Source organism: Sulfitobacter sp. D7 (genome assembly GCF_003611275.1).
GTDB classification, from domain to species: Bacteria; Pseudomonadota; Alphaproteobacteria; order Rhodobacterales; family Rhodobacteraceae; genus Sulfitobacter; species Sulfitobacter profundi.
Genome location: NZ_CP020694.1, coordinates 131,260 through 149,657, shown reverse-complemented (window position 1 = coordinate 149,657; position 18,398 = coordinate 131,260). Strand labels below are relative to the sequence as shown.

At 62.0% G+C, this 18,398-nt stretch carries 16 protein-coding genes; 10 read left to right on the top strand and 6 right to left on the bottom strand.

Annotated features, from left to right (window positions below; all coding sequences use genetic code 11):
- Positions 1-131 precede the first annotated feature (131 nt).
- The 3 genes from B5M07_RS00665 to B5M07_RS00655 all read right to left on the bottom strand — a co-directional run bounded on the left by B5M07_RS00665 (position 132) and on the right by B5M07_RS00655 (position 3,029).
- Entirely contained in the window at positions 132-1,043 is a 912-nt protein-coding gene (locus tag B5M07_RS00665; RefSeq protein WP_120349822.1) for a PRC-barrel domain-containing protein, read from the bottom strand.
- Positions 1,044-1,249: 206 nt separating this feature from the next.
- Complete coding sequence (ahcY, locus tag B5M07_RS00660) at positions 1,250-2,641, bottom strand: adenosylhomocysteinase (RefSeq protein WP_120349821.1); 1,392 nt, start codon at positions 2,639-2,641, stop codon at positions 1,250-1,252.
- 85 nt (positions 2,642-2,726) lie between these two features.
- The gene (locus tag B5M07_RS00655) at positions 2,727-3,029 is read right to left on the bottom strand and encodes an S-adenosyl-L-homocysteine hydrolase (protein ID WP_240791555.1); all 303 of its coding nucleotides are present in this window, start codon (positions 3,027-3,029) and stop codon (positions 2,727-2,729) included.
- 75 nt (positions 3,030-3,104) lie between these two features.
- Between B5M07_RS00655 and B5M07_RS00650 the strand changes: the two genes are divergently transcribed.
- Complete coding sequence (locus tag B5M07_RS00650) at positions 3,105-3,701, top strand: HD domain-containing protein (RefSeq protein ID WP_120349820.1); 597 nt, start codon at positions 3,105-3,107, stop codon at positions 3,699-3,701.
- Entirely contained in the window at positions 3,698-4,177 is a 480-nt protein-coding gene (locus B5M07_RS00645) for a GNAT family N-acetyltransferase (RefSeq protein ID WP_120349819.1), read from the top strand. Before B5M07_RS00650 ends, B5M07_RS00645 begins: the two co-directional genes overlap by 4 nt.
- Here B5M07_RS00645 and B5M07_RS00640 read toward each other — a convergent pair.
- Together B5M07_RS00640 and B5M07_RS00635 are read right to left on the bottom strand one after the other, a co-directional pair.
- Positions 4,174-4,722, bottom strand: coding sequence for an ActR/PrrA/RegA family redox response regulator transcription factor (locus B5M07_RS00640; protein WP_120349818.1), 549 nt, complete (start codon positions 4,720-4,722; stop codon positions 4,174-4,176). The two genes, B5M07_RS00645 and B5M07_RS00640, sit on opposite strands and share 4 nt — an antisense overlap.
- A 52-nt stretch (positions 4,723-4,774) precedes the next feature.
- Entirely contained in the window at positions 4,775-5,389 is a 615-nt protein-coding gene (locus B5M07_RS00635) for an SCO family protein (protein WP_120349817.1), read from the bottom strand.
- Positions 5,390-5,488: 99 nt separating this feature from the next.
- Between B5M07_RS00635 and regB the strand changes: the two genes are divergently transcribed.
- The 8 genes from regB to trxA all read left to right on the top strand — a co-directional run bounded on the left by regB (position 5,489) and on the right by trxA (position 17,372).
- Positions 5,489-6,880: a sensor histidine kinase RegB gene (gene regB, locus B5M07_RS00630; RefSeq protein ID WP_120349816.1), complete on the top strand. Its 1,392-nt coding sequence runs from the start codon at positions 5,489-5,491 to the stop codon at positions 6,878-6,880.
- 85 nt (positions 6,881-6,965) lie between these two features.
- Positions 6,966-8,492 carry a PAS-domain containing protein gene (locus B5M07_RS00625; protein ID WP_120349815.1) on the top strand — a complete coding sequence of 509 codons (1,527 nt, stop codon included), beginning with the start codon at positions 6,966-6,968 and terminating at the stop codon, positions 8,490-8,492.
- A 56-nt stretch (positions 8,493-8,548) separates the two neighbouring features.
- Complete coding sequence (gene tsaE / locus B5M07_RS00620) at positions 8,549-9,022, top strand: tRNA (adenosine(37)-N6)-threonylcarbamoyltransferase complex ATPase subunit type 1 TsaE (RefSeq protein WP_120349814.1); 474 nt, start codon at positions 8,549-8,551, stop codon at positions 9,020-9,022.
- Complete coding sequence (locus B5M07_RS00615) at positions 9,019-10,032, top strand: aminoglycoside phosphotransferase family protein (RefSeq protein ID WP_205570887.1); 1,014 nt, start codon at positions 9,019-9,021, stop codon at positions 10,030-10,032. Before tsaE ends, B5M07_RS00615 begins: the two co-directional genes overlap by 4 nt.
- The gene (locus B5M07_RS00610) at positions 10,005-10,697 is read left to right on the top strand and encodes a nucleotidyltransferase family protein (protein WP_120349812.1); all 693 of its coding nucleotides are present in this window, start codon (positions 10,005-10,007) and stop codon (positions 10,695-10,697) included. The genes B5M07_RS00615 and B5M07_RS00610 overlap by 28 nt, the downstream gene beginning before the upstream one ends.
- Positions 10,690-13,647, top strand: coding sequence for a double-strand break repair protein AddB (gene addB, locus B5M07_RS00605; protein ID WP_120352106.1), 2,958 nt, complete (start codon positions 10,690-10,692; stop codon positions 13,645-13,647). The genes B5M07_RS00610 and addB overlap by 8 nt, the downstream gene beginning before the upstream one ends.
- The gene (gene addA / locus B5M07_RS00600; RefSeq protein WP_120349811.1) at positions 13,644-17,015 is read left to right on the top strand and encodes a double-strand break repair helicase AddA; all 3,372 of its coding nucleotides are present in this window, start codon (positions 13,644-13,646) and stop codon (positions 17,013-17,015) included. Before addB ends, addA begins: the two co-directional genes overlap by 4 nt.
- A 36-nt stretch (positions 17,016-17,051) precedes the next feature.
- Positions 17,052-17,372, top strand: coding sequence for a thioredoxin (gene trxA / locus B5M07_RS00595; protein WP_007118424.1), 321 nt, complete (start codon positions 17,052-17,054; stop codon positions 17,370-17,372).
- An 80-nt stretch (positions 17,373-17,452) separates the two neighbouring features.
- Here the strand turns inward: trxA and B5M07_RS00590 are convergent, their stop codons facing one another.
- Entirely contained in the window at positions 17,453-18,355 is a 903-nt protein-coding gene (locus B5M07_RS00590; RefSeq protein WP_120349810.1) for a hypothetical protein, read from the bottom strand.
- Positions 18,356-18,398 lie beyond the last annotated feature (43 nt).

Here is an 18,398-nt window from a genome sequence, read left to right as displayed (position 1 = left end):
TAACCCTGTTTTGCAAAAGATTTATTTCGCAACCCCGGCTGACTGCCCCCGTCGACCACGCCCGGCAGCCACGCCCCCATACGCAAAGAGGCGCCCGATGGGGCGCCTCTGAGTTCGATATCGCGGGTCGCTTAGGATGCGTCGTCAAGACGGACGTCGTCTTCGAGACCTTCGATTGTATCTTCATCAACTTCCGGCTGGGCTTCCAGCTCGGCTTTGGTCCAAGAGCTCAGCTTCAGGTCGTTTTCGGCGGCCATGGAGATTTCCTCAAGCGGCACGGCGACGGTGTGTTCGCCAAGGCCAAGGAAGCCACCCACACCAACGACAGCGGCATAGCCAGCGTCAGTTTTGATCACATAGTCGATGTCACCGATGGTGTCGCCATCCGCTTCGACGACGGTCAGGCCGACCAGATCACCCACAACCATACCGGAGAAGGCATTGCTCATGCCGGTGTCGGTGCGTGTGACGTCTGTTTCCATGTTCGCTTCGGTGTCCGAAGCGACATTCTCTTCCAGATCGGTCTCAGCTTCGCCTTCGATCTCGGCAGTCATTTCGCTGTCGATATCGGCGTCTTCATCGGCTGCCAGATCGGTGTCTGTCTCAGTTGTGACAGTGCCGCTGGTGTCGGTGCTCAGGGTCGAGTTCGACTCTGAATCTGCGTTCCCGGCCAGATCGGCTTCGGCATCCGTCGACGGGGTCACGCCATCGGTTTCGGCGGTCAGCTCCGCTTCGTTGTCGACTTCGGTATCACCTTCGATTTCCGCGCTCTCCGTCGGGGCGGTCAGAATCTCGTCGGTTTTGTTGGGGTCGTTGGTCCCCTCGTAATCGTCAGAATTCTCACGCGACATCTCAGCGGTTTGCTCGGCCTGTTTCTCAACAGTGGCGGTCAAATCGTTGGCGGTGTCGCTTACGCTCTCACCCGAGATTGTGGCCTCGGCCTCTGCTGCTGCACCGGCTTCGGTGTCGGCAGTCTGAGCGAATGCGGTGCCCGCAGTCAGTGCAAGGGCGGCGACGGTGGATTTCAGGAATGTACGTTTCATTTTCGATACTCCTTTTCAGTGGTCTGGGGAAGAAACACCGCCCGGGTGACTATGTTCCGCCCGTCATCTGCCACCGGCAGATATGTGCTTGAATCCGCCGATGGGCCGCATTTCCTGAGGAGTTTCAAAACTTTAATACAAAAACGCCGCCCCGACGGTCTGCGGGGCGGCGTTGAAACCTTACCAAAGAGGGAACTCTTTGCGATTTAGTAGCGGTAATGCTCGGGCTTGAACGGGCCTTCAGGCGTCACACCGATATAGGCGGCCTGTTCGGGGTTCAGTTTCGAAAGCTTCACGCCGATCCGGTCGAGATGCAGACGGGCGACTTTCTCATCCAGATGTTTGGGCAGGATATAAACGTCGTTGCCGTATTTGTCGGTGTTCTCCCACAGTTCGATCTGCGCCAACACTTGGTTGGTAAAGGAGGCGGACATCACGAAGGACGGGTGCCCGGTGGCATTGCCAAGGTTCAGCAGACGCCCTTCGGAGAGCAGGATCAGACGATTGCCGTTCGGCATCTCGATCATGTCCACCTGTTCTTTGATGTTGGTCCACTTGTGGTTCTTCAGCGCGGCAACTTGGATTTCATTGTCGAAGTGGCCGATGTTGCCAACAATCGCCATGTCCTTCATCTCCCGCATATGCTCGATGCGGATCACGTCTTTGTTGCCGGTGGTGGTGATGAAGATATCGGCAGTTGCCACGACATCTTCCAGCAGCACGACTTCAAAACCGTCCATCGCTGCTTGCAACGCGCAGATGGGATCGACTTCGGTGACCTTGACGCGCGCGCCAGCACCGCTCAGCGACGCGGCAGAGCCTTTGCCCACATCGCCATAGCCCATGACGACAGCAACCTTACCGGCCATCATCGTGTCGGTGGCGCGGCGGATACCGTCCACGAGGCTCTCTTTACAGCCGTATTTGTTATCGAACTTCGACTTGGTGACAGAGTCGTTCACATTGATCGCGGGGAAGGGCAGTTGGCCTTGCTTTACCAGATCATAGAGACGGTGCACGCCGGTGGTGGTCTCTTCGGAAACGCCTTTGATCTGGTCGCGCATCTTGGTGAACCAGCCGGGGCTTTGCGCCATACGCTTTTTGATCTGAGCAAAGATCGCTTCTTCTTCCTCAGATTTGGGAATGGCGATCAGATCGTCTTCGCCGTTTTCAACCCGTGCGCCCAAAAGGATATAGAGCGTCGCATCGCCGCCATCGTCGAGGATCAGGTTCGGGCCGTCGGGGAACATGAAGGATTTGTCGAGGTAATCCCAATGCTCAACCAGTGACTGGCCTTTGATCGCGAAGACCGGAACGCCTGATTCAGCAATCGCCGCAGCAGCGTGGTCTTGGGTGGAGAAGATGTTGCAAGACGCCCAACGCACATCCGCGCCAAGCGCGACCAGCGTTTCGATCAAAACGGCTGTCTGGATGGTCATGTGCAACGATCCGACAATCCGCGAGCCTTTCAGCGGTTTGCTCTCACCGTATTCATCGCGCAGCGCCATCAGGCCCGGCATCTCGGTCTCGGCGATGTCCAGCTCTTTGCGCCCGTAGGCCGCCAGATTGATATCCTTAACAATATAGTCGTGGGCCATGCGGCGCTCCTGTTTGAAGTGTTGCAGGGCGGTTAGCACCTTCGCCGCGAATTCTCAATGTGAATGGGGAATGACCCCCGCAGGGTCAACGCTGAAGAGCGGCCAGTTGCTTATCGCCCGAGAGTCCCGCCATCCAGTCATCGCCTTGGGCCAGCACACAGGCATTGCCGTCGGCCAATGTCTTGACCAAGGTCCATGTGCCCGATTGATCCGACGCCCAGAGTTGGCTGTTGTCGTCCCGCTGACCCGGCACAGGCTCTTCGCCGTACCAATCGATCAGAGCCGACTTCATTTCCTTGGCGGGCATGCAGACTTCTTCCGCCTGCGCGGCACCAGCGAGGGTGGCCAAGGTAACTGCAAGTATCGTACCGGAAAAAACGGGTTTCATGATTATCTCCTTCGTGGGATGAACAGGTTTGACAGGGATTTGTTCCCAAGGATCACGAGGTAAGGACTCCGGCGGATGGCGCAGAAACCACGTGCATGGCAAAGGATGCTGTCGGGTCGACGGCTTGATCTGCTCGACCCCACCCCTGTGGATGTCGAGATCGAAGACATCGCCCATGGCTTGGCCTTTGTCGCGCGGTGGAACGGGCAGACGCGGGGCGACTATGCCTATTCGGTGGCCGAACATTCGCTATTGGTGGAAACGATATTTGCCCGGATCGCCCCCCGTGCGCCTGCGAAATGGCGCTTGGCCGCGCTGCTTCATGACGCACCGGAATATGTGATCGGGGACATGATCTCGCCCGTGAAGGCTGCTGTGGGGCCGGACTATCGCGCCTTGGATGACCGGCTGACCACTGCCGTGCATGTCCGGTTTGGCCTGCCTGCCAGCTTGCCGGCGCGCGTCAAGCAACAGATCAAAAAGGCGGATCGCGTCAGTGCTTGGATGGAGGCCAGCCAGATCGCAGGCTTTTCCGAAACCGAGGCGACGCGCTTTTTTGGCCGCCCCGACGCGGCGTTGATGGAGGGGCTGAGCATCCTGCTGCGCCCACCGGTTGAGGTGCGAGCAGAGTTTACCCAACGCCATGAGGCGCTGCTGCGCGAGATGGCGTGATCCATGTCCGCCGTGCCGGGGCGCTTGATACCCGCGCCTTGGCCGACTTGCTGAACGCGATCATCGCCAAGGGGGGCACCACCGCCATGGTCACCCCCGTCACCCCGCGCGAGCTGCAAGGTTGGATGACCGCCTCGGACAGTGCATGGCACTTGGCCGAGGATGAGCGCGGCGCGCTGAAAGGCTTTCAGTACATTGAACCACACCCCGACCTGCCCAAGGGCGGCGTGGATGTCGCAACCTTTGTGCGGGTAGGAGAGACGGGTTTCGGCATCGGCTCAGCACTGTTTGAACAGACCAAGCAAGCTGCCCGTGACCTGGGCTATGCCCATATTCACGCGATCATCCGTGCCGATAACCTAGGCGGACTTGCCTATTACCAAAGCCGCGGTTTCGAAGATTTCCGCCGCCTGCCCAGTTGTACGCTGGCCGATGGCACCCGCGTCGATAAAATCTGGAAACGGTTCGAGCTTTAGCGCGGCGAGCGTTTTGCCAAGATGCGCTGCAAGGTGCGCCGGTGCATGTTCAGCCGCCGCGCGGTTTCAGAAACATTGCGATCACAAAGCTCATAGACTCGCTGGATATGCTCCCACCGAACGCGGTCCGCGCTCATCGGGTTTTCCGGCGGCTCGGGCAGGTTGCCCCCGGTGGCTAGCAATGCGTTAACGATATCATTGGCATCTGCGGGCTTTGAAAGGTAATCTGTCGCGCCGCTTTTGACCGCAGCAACCGCCGTCGCAATCGCGCCATAGCCAGTCAGCACAACGACCCTTGCATCAGCACGTTTGTCGCGCAGCACTTCGACCACATCAAGACCGTTGCCATCCTGCAGGCGTAGATCGACCACGGCAAAGGCCGGGGGACGCGCGGTGGCGATCGCCTTGCCCGCCGCGACAGAGCCTGCGGTTTCCACCTCAAAGCCGCGTTTCTCCATCGCCTTGGCCAAGCGGCGCAGAAACGGCTCATCGTCATCGACCAAAAGCAAGCTGCGGTCTGGGCCTAAGTCGGAAATATCCTGCATCAACGTCCCCTCTCCAAGGCTAATATGGGGCGGCTATCGCGGCGGGTCAATTTCAGCTTTGATCGAGGAAGCAACCAATGCTGTCGGCCATCTGCTCGGGCCGGACCTCGCGGCGGAAAAAGTCGACGACGCCTTCCTCGGGCATGACCAGATAGCTGAAGGTCGAGTGATCGACGAGGTATTCGCCATTCTCATCTGCCGGGTGGGCCTTGTAGTAGGTGCGGTAGGCTTGGCTGGCCGCTTTGACTTGCTCAGGCGAGCCGGTCAGCCCCACCATACGCGGGTGCATCACCTTAGCAAAGTCGCCGACCACTTCGGGCGTGTCACGTGCCGGGTCGACGGTGATGAAAACAGGCGTGATGCTTTGGCCGCGCTCCTCCAGAATTTCGGTGGCGGCGGCGTTGCGGTCCACGTCCAGCGGGCAGACATCGGGGCAAGAGGTATAGCCGAAATAGAGCAAGGCAGGCTCGGTGATGACATCGGCATCGGTCACGGTTTCGCCCGCGCCGTTGACCAATTCGAACGGACCGCCAATATCGCCCCCCGCCACTTGGCTTGACCGGCAAGAGGCATAGGGATCATCTTCGCCACGCAGCACCATAAAGGCCGTCCCGGCCAGAAATACCGCTGCAACCCCAACCGCACCAAATGCAATCATCTGTTTCATGTCAGTCCTTTGCGCCGATGGCCGCTCTTGATCGTGTTTCGCCGCAGACCTACGCTAGATCGCAGGTGATGCAAGACGCAATAAAGTGATGGGGCTAAGATGACGCAGGCAAACATTCGGCCCCTCGACGGGCGCACCCGCGCCAGTTGGATCCGCCTGCGCACGATGATCCTGCTGCGCTGGTTCGCCATCGCCGGACAGTTGACCGCCGTCACCGTGGCGCAATGGGCGCTAGGGCTGCAACTGGCCTTTGGCCTATGTTATCTGACCATCGGTGCCTCGGTGGTGGGCAACCTCGTCGCGGCCTTTGTCTTTCCCCAGAACAAACGCCTGTCCGAGCGCGAGAACCTTGCCATGGTCCTGTTTGACCTGCTGCAACTAACCGCCCTGCTGGGGCTGACCGGGGGGCTGCACAATCCCTTTGCGCTGCTTCTGCTGGCCCCGGTAACGATCTCGGCCACCGCACTCAGCCTGCGTTCGACACTGGTTTTGGGCGCTACCGCGATTGTCGCGGCTTCGGTGCTGGCGCTGTGGCATCTGCCGCTTGTCACCCAGTCGGGCGATGTGCTGCGCCAGCCCGGCATTTTTGTCTTTGGCCATTGGGCGGCGCTGCTGATCGCCATCGTTTTCACCAGCGCCTATTCGCGGCGCGTCACGACTGAGGTCCACTCCATGGCCGATGCGCTCTCAGCCACGCAGATGGTGCTGGCACGGGAGCAGAAATTGTCGGACCTGAGCGGTGTTGTGGCCGCTGCAGCCCATGAATTGGGTACGCCCCTAGCCACCATCAAACTGGCCAGCACCGAACTGCTGGGTGACCTCGAAGACCGGCCCGATCTGGCCGAAGACGCCGCGTTGATCCGCGATCAGGCTGACCGGTGTCGCGATATCCTGCGCGATATGGGCCGCATTGGGAAAGACGATCTGCATATGCAACGCGCGCAACTCACCGCCGTGGTGAAAGAGGCCGCCGAACCACATCTGGAGCGCGGCAAGACGGTGATGTTCTCTGACAACCCGATGGCCCGAGATCACGCGCGCCCCCCCACCATCCCGCGCAAACCCGAGATCATTCACGGGCTGCGCAATCTGGTGCAGAACGCGGTGGATTTTGCCGAGAGCACGGTTTGGATCGAAACCGAATGGTCCGCCGAGGAAATCTCGGTGCGGATCATCGACAACGGGCCGGGCTTTCCGCCGCAGCATCTGGGGCGGATCGGCGACCCCTTCCTGCGCCGCCGTAGCGGCACGGCAAACGAGACGGCGCGCCCCGAATATGAGGGCATGGGGCTGGGGCTTTTCATCGCCAAGACTTTCCTCGAACGGTCCGGCGCGCGGCTGCGGTTTGCCAATGGGTCAGACAGCGGTTGGCTGCGCGGGTTGCCGCCCGCAGGCAGCGGTGCGGTGGTCGAAGTTGTCTGGCCGCGCCGCCTGCTGGACCTTGGCCCCGATGATGCCGTGATGGGCGAGAACCAGCGCTTAACGGCTTGAAAGGGGGAACTGCGCTTTTGTTAACCCGCCGTTAACCTTTGGCTCTCAAGATAGGGCGTCGCATTTGCCGAAAGGGTTATCCGTCATGGCATTGCCAGACGTTATCATCGTGCTTGCTGCCGCTTTCGCCACCGCTCTGGCCGCCCTTTGGTGGCTTAGCACAAACGCGGGCCGCCCCGCTGCGGCACCGCCCGGCATCGACGATATGAGCCTGCTTTTCGAAGACGGCGAGTTGATCCACGGCTCCGACAGCGCACTAACCCGCTTTGCCCTCGCCCCCGGCCACCACCAGTGGGAGGACATCCGCGAAGCGCTGCTGTCGCGGTTTCCTGAATTCCCCCGCACGGCCCGGCACGGGGCCACCGGCAAACTGACCCTCACGGCAGAAGATGGCGACAGCCCCTCGGAACTTCGCATCACATGGCGGGACGCGCTATGTTGGCTGCACCTGCCTCAGACCCGCGCGGCCGAAGAGATCACGCAAGAGACGTTCCAAAAACTCGCCGCGCTGCGCCGGGCCAGCGAAACCAGCCCCAACCCTGCATGGCAGACCAATGCCGCAGGCCGCATCATCTGGCACAACCGGGCCTACGGGGCCCTGAAACGCAAGGCTCCGGCCGATCCTGAATGCGGCGGCGCCGCATTGTTCAGCACGCCCTCGCCCGAACATCCCAACCGCGTATGCCTGCGCTGCGGCGACGGGGACAAACCCGATTGGTACGCGCTGACCACCACGACAGAGGACAATGTGCAGGTCTACCACGCCACCTGCATCAACGCCGTGGTCGCCGCCGAAGAGGCGCAGCGCAACTTCGTTCAAACCCTTGCCAAGACCTTTGCGCATCTGTCCATCGGACTGGCGATTTTTGACCGCAACGGGCAGTTGGCCCTGTTCAACCCTGCCCTGGTTGACCTGACCGCCCTGCCCGCCCCTTTTCTCAGCGCCCGACCGACGATGGTGTCCTTTTTCGATCAGCTGCGCGAAAGCCGCCGCATGCCGGAACCAAAAAACTACAAGAATTGGCGTCAGGAGATTGCCGAGGTGATCGCCGCCGCAACCGATGGGCGCTATCAAGAGACATGGTCGCTTGAGAACGGTCAAACCTACAGTATCCGTGGCCGGCCCCACCCCGACGGGGCCACGGCATTCTTGATCGAAGACATCACCGCCGAAGTCACCCTGACCCGCAATTTCCGCGCTGAGCTTGAGCAAAGCCAAAGCCTGCTGGACAAGCTCGAAGATGGCTTCGCCGTCTTCTCCGCCTCCGGCGTGCTGACCTTTTGCAACGCCGCCTATCGCGACCAATGGAAACAAGACCCCGACAAAAGCTTTGCCGAGATTACAATCAATGACGCGATCCGCGTCTGGCAAAAGATGTCGGCAGCCAATCCGCTTTGGCCCGACGTGGCCGAGTTTGTCATGGGCAGAGGGGACCGCGCGGGCTGGAACATGCCCATCGCTCCGCTCCACGGCGCGGCCCTCACTTGTGAGATTTCGGCCATCGCTTCCGGCGCGACGCTTTTGCGCTTTCGCCCGACCCCAGTTGGAACAGCCCGCCCGGACCGCAGCGCCATGCCTTCGGCATGCGACCGGCGACAACCCTCCAACTAGGGCATTCCCCGCCGCTTTAATCTTGCGGCTGCGTGTCGGCACGCTAAGCATGGGGCATGTTCGACGATACCCTTTCCCTCCTGCTCAGCGGCCCCGATGACACCGCCCGGCGCGCCCAGCAATTGGCCCGCCGCCTGTCACCCGGCGATGTCATATTGCTCAGCGGCGATGTCGGTGCGGGCAAGACCCATTTCGCCCGCGCCCTGATCACCGAACTGCTCGACTACCCCGAGGACATCCCCTCGCCCACCTTCACATTGGTACAAACATATGAGGGGGCAAGCGGCGCGATCTGGCATGCCGATCTCTACCGTCTGACCTCCACCCATGAGACTGAGGAGCTGGGGCTGATCGACGCTTTTCATGACGCGATCTGTCTGGTGGAATGGCCGGATCGTCTGGGCCCGCTCGCCCCCGCCGGGGCATTACGGATCAGCCTTTCCCCCGGGGCCCATGAAGACAGCCGCGCGCTGACAGCCGAATGGTCCGGCAGCGGTTGGGCCGCCAAGTTGACAGAGTGGCGCACATGACCGAACGCGCCGCATTGATCGAAGGTTTTTTGCAAACGTCTGGCTGGGCCGGGGGCACCCGAAAGCTGCTGGCGGGCGACGCCTCCAACCGGCGGTATGACCGGCTGCGCAAAGCGAATGGGGATAGGGCCATCTTGATGGATGCCCCAGCCGAACGCGGCGAAGACGTGCGCCCCTTCCTTGATGTCGCGGCGCATCTGACGGCCTGCGGCCTCAGCGCGCCACAGATTTACCACAAGGACAGCGACCACGGGCTGCTGCTGATCGAAGACCTTGGCGATGATCTTTTCGCCCGGCTGATGGCGGCCGATCCCGCTTGGGAACTTCCGCTTTACCGCGCCGCCGCAGACGTATTGGTCAAACTTCACAGCGCCCCTTTGCCGGAACTGCCGCTTTGCGATGCCGATTGGCTGACCGATATGGCAGCCCCCGCATTTGACTTTTACGCACCCGTGGGTAGGCAAGTGGCAAGCGCCGCTTTTGCGCAGGCTTTCCGCCCCCTCGTCGCTGCGCTGGATGACGCCCCCAAGGTCGTGATCCTGCGCGACTATCACGCCGAAAATCTGCTTTGGCTGCCGCAGCGCGAAGGTGCCGCGCGCGTCGGGTTGCTGGATTTCCAGGACGCGCTGCTGGGCCATCCGGCCTATGATCTGGTCTCAATCCTGCAAGACGCCCGCCGTGATGTTCCCCGCGCGGTGGAGGCACAGATCATCGACTATTACCTTGCCCAGACCGAACAAGAAGCCGCCCCCTTTCGCCGCGCCTATGCGCTGCTTGGTGCCCAGCGCAATCTGCGCATTCTGGGCATCTTTGCGCGCCTTTGCCTACGCGATGGCAAACCGCATTACGTCGATCTGATCCCCCGTGTGTGGCAGCATCTGCAACATAACCTGCGTCATCCCGCGCTTGCCGCGGTGGCGGATTCTATCGCGGGCGTGCTGCCCCCTCCGACCCCCGAATTATTGGAGCATCTAAAAAGCCAATGCGCGACTATCCCGACGCCATCATGATGTTCGCGGCCGGGTTCGGCACGCGTATGAAACATCTCACCCAGACCCAGCCCAAGCCCATGGTGCCGGTCGCAGGTCGCCCCTTGATCGACCATGCGCTGGACCTCGCCCGCGGGATATCCCCCGCCCGGATCGTGGCGAACCTGCACTATCTGCCCGACCAGCTTGATGCCCATCTGCGGGCGCAGGATGTTAAGACCGTGATCGAGACGCCTGAGATCCTCGACACCGGCGGCGGGCTGCGCAATGCCCTGCCGTTGCTGGGCGCGGGGCCGGTTTTCACCATGAACAGTGACGCACTTTGGGCCGGGCCGAACCCGCTCGCGTTGCTGCAAGCAGCGTGGGATCCGGCGCGGATGGAAGCGCTATTGATGACCGTGCCGCTGGAAAACACCCTTGGCCATGGCGGCACGGGCGACTTTACCCGCGCCCCGGATGGCCGCCTGCAACGCGGGCCGGGGCAGGTCTATGGCGGGATACAGATCATCAAAACCGATCTGCTGGCCGATATCGAAGCCGAGAAATTCTCGCTCAACCTATTGTGGGATATGATGCTTCAGCGCGAGACGTTGTTTGGCCTGCCCTATACTGGGCGTTGGTGCGATGTGGGCCATCCCGGCGGCATTCCCCTTGCCGAAAGCCTTTTGGCGGGCGCCGATGTTTGAACCGCAAGACAGCCCCCGAGTCTTTGGCCTCGCCCCCGGTGTCGACTTTCCACGCGGGTTGGTGCGCGGGCTTTGTGACCGGTTGGAGAATGGCCCCCCCGAGGCGATGGCCCGCGTTGAACTGCTGGTCAACACCAACCGAATGGCACGCCGGTTGCGCCATGATTTCGACGCAGGGCCGGCGGGGTTTCTGCCCCGCATTCGGCTGATTACGGACCTTGATGCCTTGGGCCCCGGCATTGCGCTGCCTGCCCCAACGCCACCGCTGCAACGGCGGCTGGAACTCATTCAACTGGTGTCGCGCCTGCTGGATGCCGCGCCGGATCTCGCGCCGCGCGCGTCGCTTTATGCGCTGTCGGACAGTCTTGCGGGCCTGATCGACGAAATGCAGGGCGAAGGGGTTTCGCCCGAGACGGTGGCCGGGCTGGACGTTGGCCATCTCTCGGCCCATTGGGAGCGCGCGCAGCGGTTCCTAGCCATCGCCCATGACTATCTAGGTCAGACCACCACCCGCCCGGATGCCGAAGCGCGGCGGCGTCAACTCGTCGCCCGGATCATCGCCCGCTGGCAGGACAATCCACCGCAGCACCCGGTGATCCTTGCCGGCTCTACCGGGTCGCGCGGGACCACCGCGCTGCTGATGGAGGCCGTGGCCCGCCTGCCGCAAGGGGCGATCATCCTGCCGGGTTTCGATTTCGAGATGCCAACCGCCGTTTGGAATGAATTGGATCAGGCGCTGTTGGCCGAGGATCATCCGCAATACCGGTTTCGCAAGCTGATGAACATGCTCGGCGTTGCGCGCGGCGCGGTCGCGCCTTGGTGCGAGATGCCCCCGGTTTCGACGGCCCGCAACAAGCTGCTGTCGCTCTCGCTCCGGCCCGCGCCGGTCACCCATGCTTGGCTGAACGAAGGGCCAAAACTGGAAGACCTGCAAGGTGCCACCGCCAACATCACTCTGATCGAAGCGCCCACGCCGCGGGTCGAGGCTTTGGCCATCGCGCTGCGTCTGCGCCAAGCTGCCGAAGACAGGGTGAAAGCCGCGTTGATCACGCCCGACCGGATGCTTACCCGGCAGGTCACGGCGGCGCTTGATCGGTGGAACATCCTGCCCGACGACAGCGCCGGGATGCCGCTGCAACTCTCTCCGCCGGGGCGGTTCTTGCGCCATGTGGCGGCGCTGTTCGTCCGGAAACTGGATGCCGAGGCGCTGCTGACCCTATTGAAACACCCGCTGACACACAGCGGTGCGGGGCGGAACTTTCACCAGCTCTATACCCAGCGGTTGGAGGCCGAGATCCGCCGTCACGGGTTGCCCTATCCCGATGCCGAGAGCTTGACCGAGATTGCAGAGCGGGCCGCGAAGCGGATGGAAGACCCCAGCGGTTTCCGCGATTGGGTCGCTTGGCTGGGCGAGGTTTTCCCCGGCCACGACACCCCCGGAGAGCGGCCCCTGCCCGATTGCGTCGCCGCGCATTTGGCGCTGGCCGAAAGGATCGCCGCCGGGCAACCCGCCGACCCCGATCACCTGCTCTGGCAGCAGGGTGCGGGCATCGCGGCTGCGGCGGTGATGGCCAACCTGACGGAGCACGCCGCCCATGGCGGCGCGATGAATGCCGCCGATTATGCCGACCTGCTTGGCGCACTTTTGTCCCAAGAAGAGGTGCGCGAGGCCGATACCCCGCATCCCGACATCATGATCTGGGGCACGATGGAGGCGCGGGTGCAGGGGGCCGAGTTGGTCATCCTCGGCGGTCTGAACGAAGGCACTTGGCCCGAAGCGCCGCCGCCCGATCCTTGGCTCAACCGTCAGATGCGCGAAAAGGCCGGGCTGCTGTTGCCCGAACGGCGCATCGGCCTGTCGGCGCATGACTACCAACAGGCCATCGCCAGCCCCGAGGTTTGGATCACCCGCGCGATCCGGTCGGATGAGGCAGAGATGGTGCCCTCGCGCTGGCTGAACCGGTTGGGCAACCTGCTGGGCGGCTTGGGCGATATCGGCGGGCCGGAGGCGTGGAAGGCGATGCAACAACGCGGCGGCTATTGGCTGGATCAGGTGCGCGGCCTTGAGGCGGTGAAGCGTACGGCCCCCGCGCCGCGCCCCTCGCCGCGCCCGCCCCGTGCCGCGCGGCCGCGCAAACTGTCGGTGACCGAGATCAAGACGCTGATCCGTGATCCCTATGCCGTCTACGCCAAGCACAGCCTGAAATTGCGTCCGATCAACCCGCTGGTGCAATCTCCCGACGCGCCGGTGCGGGGCATCGTTTTGCACCGCATCATGGAGGATTTCGTGAAGCTGGTGGCCCGCGACCCCGCGCGGCTGACCCGTGACACGCTGATGCAAGTGGCCGCCGAAGTGCTGGAGGAGGAAGCCCCATGGCCCGCCGCTCGCGCTATGTGGCTGGCGCGGATCGACCGGATCGCGGATTGGTTCATCGCCCGTGAAAGCCAACGCGCTGGATTTTCCAGCCCCGTCGCTTTTGAGCAGGGCGCGCGCGGCAGCTACACCTTTGCCGACCTCGGCTTTACCCTCAGCGGCTTTGCGGACCGGATCGACCAGACCGATGATGGTGATGTGCTGCTCTATGACTACAAGACCGGGACGCCGCCGGGCAAAAAGGAACAGCGGCTGTTCGACAAACAACTGCTGATCGAAGCGGCGATGGTCGAGCGTGGCGGTTTCCCCGAGGTGGGCGTGGCCCATGTGGCCCATGCCGCCTTTATCGGGCTCGGGTCGAAACCCGTCGAAGTCCCTGCCCCGCTGGAAGAAGAGAACCCTCAAGAGGTGCTCGCCGGGCTGCATGCGCTACTCTCACGCTACCTTGATGAGGGGCAGGGTTTCACCGCGCGCCGCATGGTGCAAAGCGATGCCTTTGCGGGAAATTATGACCAACTGGCCCGTTTCGGCGAATGGGACGGCACCAGCTCTGTCCGTCCAGAGGATTTGGAATGATGCGCGATTTTGACGATGCCACCCGCGCCCAGATCGAAGCGGCGCGGCCCGATGCCTCCACTTGGCTCACCGCCAACGCAGGCTCTGGCAAGACCCGCGTGCTGACCGACCGCGTGGCGCGGTTGTTGCTGGACGATGTGGAGCCGCAGCACATCCTTTGCCTGACCTATACCAAGGCCGCCGCGTCAGAGATGCAAAACCGTCTGTTCAAACGTTTGGGCGAATGGGCGATGCTGAAAGATGAGACTCTGCGCAGCGCTTTGGCCGATCTCGGCGTGCAGGGAGAGTTGACGCCCGAGCAACTGCGCAATGCCCGCACCCTTTTCGCCCGCGCGATTGAGACACCGGGCGGGCTGAAAATCCAAACCATCCACTCTTTCTGCGCGGCCCTTCTGCGCCGCTTCCCGTTGGAGGCGCAGGTCAGCCCGCAATTCACCGAGATCGAAGACCGCGCCGCCGATCTGCTGCGGGCCGAGATCGTCGATGAGATGGCCGAGAGCGAAGACGCCCCGCTGGTGGCCGACATTGCGCGGCATTACACCGGCGAAGATTTCGCCAGCCTTACCCGCAGCATCGTGGGCCAGCGCGATGCTTTCACCGACCCCCGGTCATGGGCCGAGATCCTAACGCTTTTCGCCCAGCCCGAAGACCTGACCGAAGAGAAAATCGCGGCGTCGGTCTTTCTTGGCAGCGAAGCGGCGATGATGGCCGAGATCATCCCGCATCTGCTGGCCAAAGGCGGAAATGACGGCAAGGCTGGCGCGGCGCTGCAAGAGATTGACCGCTACGATCTTTCTGCCCTGCCCCAGCTTGAAAATACCCTTTTGACCGGCAGCGGCGCCAAGGCGCCATTTACCGCGAAAATCGGCAGTTTTCCAACCAAACCGACGCAAAAGATCATCGCCGAACAGATGCCGCAGCTTGAGCAGTTGATGCAGCGCGTAGAAGACGCCCGCGAAGCACGGCTGGCCTTAAAGGCGGCGCGCAAGTCCTATGTGCTGCACCGGTTCGCGGCCCGTTTCCTTGAGCGTTATGCCGATGAGAAACAAAAACGCGGCTGGCTCGATTTTGACGATCTGATCCTCAAAGCCCGCGCTTTGTTGACCGACAAGGCGGTGGCGGCTTGGGTGCTGTTTCGCATCGACGGTGGCATCGACCATATCCTTGTTGACGAAGCGCAGGACACCTCGCCCCGGCAATGGGATGTGATCGAACGGCTGACAGATGAATTTTACTCAGGCGCTGGCGCACGTCATGAGGTGGACCGGACGCTTTTCGTCGTGGGCGACAAAAAGCAGTCGATCTACTCTTTCCAAGGGGCCGACCCCGAAGAGTTGGACCGCAAAGGCGCGACCTTTGAGCAGAAAATCGGCGAAGCGGGGCAGTTCTTTCAGCGCCGTAGCCTCGCCTATTCCTTCCGGTCTTCCTCGGCGATTTTGCAGGCAGTCGATGGGGTTTTCGATCCGGAGATCCAAACCGGGTTCACAAATGACGGGCATATGGCCTTTAAGGACCGCCTGCCCGGCCGTGTCGATCTTTGGCCCTTTATTGAGAAAGCAGGCCCCGATGAAGAAGGCGACTGGACCGACCCCGTTGACCGCCGCAGCGCGCGGCATCACACCGTGCAACTGGCCGAACGCATCGCGCGGCGGATCAAAGAGCTAACCACCGAGGCGCATTACCTGCCCGACGACAGCAAGGGCGGCTTGGCGCGGCGGCGCATCCAACCGGGGGATTTCCTAATCCTCGTGCAGCGCCGCTCGGCCCTGTTTTCGGAGATCATCCGCGCTTGCAAAGCGGCGGAACTGCCCATCGCCGGGGCGGACCGGCTCAAGGTCGGGGCCGAACTGGCGGTGCGCGATCTGGCGGCGATCCTGTCGTTCCTCGCCACACCGGACGACGATCTATCCCTTGCCACCGCGTTGAAATCACCGCTGTTCGGCTGGTCAGAGCAAGACCTTTTCACCCTCGCCCATTACCGCAAAGAGGATCACCTCTGGCAAGCCCTGCGCGGCCAGACCGAGACCCACGCCGCCACCCTCGCTGTGCTGCGCGACCTGCGCGGGCAGGTCGATTACCTGCGCCCCTACGACCTGATCGAACGCATCCTCACCCGCCACGATGGCCGCCGCAAACTGCTGGCGCGGTTGGGGCCAGAGGCCGAGGATGGGATCAATGCGATGCTGAGCCAAGCGCTCTCTTACGAGCGCGGCACGGTGCCCAGCCTGACCGGATTTCTGCAATGGATGCAGACCGATGATCTGGAGATTAAACGCCAGATCGACAGTGCTTCGAACCAGATCCGCGTGATGACGGTGCATGGGGCAAAGGGTCTGGAAGCGCCGATCGTGATCCTGCCTGACACCGGGCGGCGCGATGTGACGATCAAGGATGAGATCATCACCGTCGACGGCACACCCGTCTGGAAAGCCCCGGCAGATGACATGCCCCAGCCCATGCGCGCGCGGTTGGACGAGATGAAAGAGGCCGCGCTGCAAGAGCGGCTTCGGCTTTTTTATGTGGCCATGACGCGGGCCGAAAAATGGCTGATCGTGGCGGCGGCGGGGGAATTGTCGAAAGATGAATCCTCTTGGTACCAGATCACCGCTGCCGCTTTGGCCCGGCTCCGGGCCGAACCCTTGGGCGATGATGGCACGCTGCGCTATCAACAGGGCGACTGGGATGCGCTCGACATCGTAGAGGCGCCAGAGAAAATCGTCACAACGCCCGTGTTAGACCCTATTTTCACCCGTTCCGCCCCGTCCCCCCGGGGGGAGGACAAGACCCTCTCGCCCTCCGATCTTGGCGGTGCCAAGGCGCTGGCGGGTGAGGCCGGCTTTGATATGGATACCGCGCTGAGCTACGGCACTTTGGTCCATGAATTGCTGGAGCATCTGCCCCTCATGGGGCCGGACGCGCGGCAGGTATTTCTGGACCGCTTGGCCCGCACGCATCCACCTGAAATGATTGCCCGCGCCGAAAGTGAGGCCGAAGTGGTTCTGCGCACCCCTACCCTCGCCCCGCTGTTCACCGAGACGACCCTTGCCGAAGTCCCCGTGACCGGCAGCTTGGGCCATCAGCGTCTGCACGGCACGATCGACCGCTTGGTGATCGCCGAGGACCATATCCTTGCCGTCGATTTCAAGACCAACCGCGTGGTCCCCGAGACCGCCGACGCCTGCCCCGACGGGCTGTTGCGCCAGATGGGCGCCTATGCCCATATGCTGCGCCAAATCTACCCCGATCGCCGGATCGAGACCGCCATTCTGTGGACCGCCCGCCCCGCTCTTATGGTGGTACCCAACGATATCGTGACAAATGCGCTGCGTGCCCTGCCATATCTTGACGCCACCGCCCCGCGTTCATAGGTTCAGGCCTCAACCCATTCCTGTCAGGAGAGCATCATGGCAACCGTCGCAGTCACCGACGACACTTTCGACGCCGAAGTCAAAAATTCGGACATTCCGGTTCTGGTCGATTTCTGGGCCGAATGGTGCGGCCCGTGCAAACAGATCGGCCCTTCGCTGGAAGAGCTGTCGGATGAGATGAACGGTCGCGTGAAGATCGTCAAAGTCAACGTCGACGAAAACCCGAACTCGCCCGCTCAGGTCGGCGTGCGTGGTATTCCGGCGCTGTTCATCTTTAAAGACGGGCAGGTCGTGTCCAACCTTGCTGGCGCACGCCCCAAGGCGGCCCTGCAAAGCTGGATCGAAGAATCCATCTAAGGTCAGTACCTTACCAGATTTGAGTTGCGAAAACGGGCGTCCTTCGGGGCGCCCTTTTCATTTGCGGTCACGGGAGCCAGTCAAAGGGGCCAGCCAAAGCGTTTGAACCGGGCGACGATCTTTTCTTCGGCCTCGGCGCGGCCTGCGTTGATGCAATGCTCTTGCCAGAACCACCAGATATAGGCGGCGAAATCCGGGGCTGTCTGCCCCACGGCGGCAAAGCTGTGGCTGAGATCCGCAAGATCCGCCCGCACGCCGATATGGTGGAAATCGATCTGGCCAAAGAACAACGCCGGTTTGCGAAAGAAGTAGCCAGAGAAGGCGGCTGCTGAATTCTGCGTCACGACGAATGCACAGCTTTGCAAATGCCGCACCATCTCACCCATCGTTAGGGTCAATCTTGGATGGCGCGCAGCGAGGGCTTCGAGCGCGGTTAGCTCCTCGGGGCTATAGACCTCTTTCGGGTGCAGGGCCGCGACGACGGGGCCGGTGTTATAGGCAAGCGTGAGGGTCAGCATTTCAAGTGGGCTGCAAGATTGAAAAGACCGCCGCTGCAACAAGCGGCCCTGTAGCGGCACGTAGATCGGCCCATCACGGTTGGACTGTCGCGGCGCATCTCCGAACAGGCGCTTTTGCCAGAAACTGTAGAAGCGTTGCGCCTGCTTGGGATCGACACCGCTTGGATCAAACTCGGCCACGGCGACATCCCAAAGCCACCGTTCAGGGCGCGCTTCGATCTGCCAAAAGGGGTAGTAGTAGCAGCGCCGAAAGACCAAACCGCGGGACGTTGGGGCAGGGGCCATATGGCTTAATGAAAGCGCATCAGCCGCGCGGGCGAGCGCGCCGATATCCCGATATGTGACCCTAAGTTGGGCATTTTCGAGGACACGCGCGAGTTTTCCGATGAAGTTATGCGTCCCGGCTTCGGCGCTCTGCCGTAGCGGGGGTTCAAGGTAGATATCAACTTGGGCTTGATCCTGCATCGCTAAAGGCTAGCCCGTCGCCCGACCGCTCACAAGCGGCGCT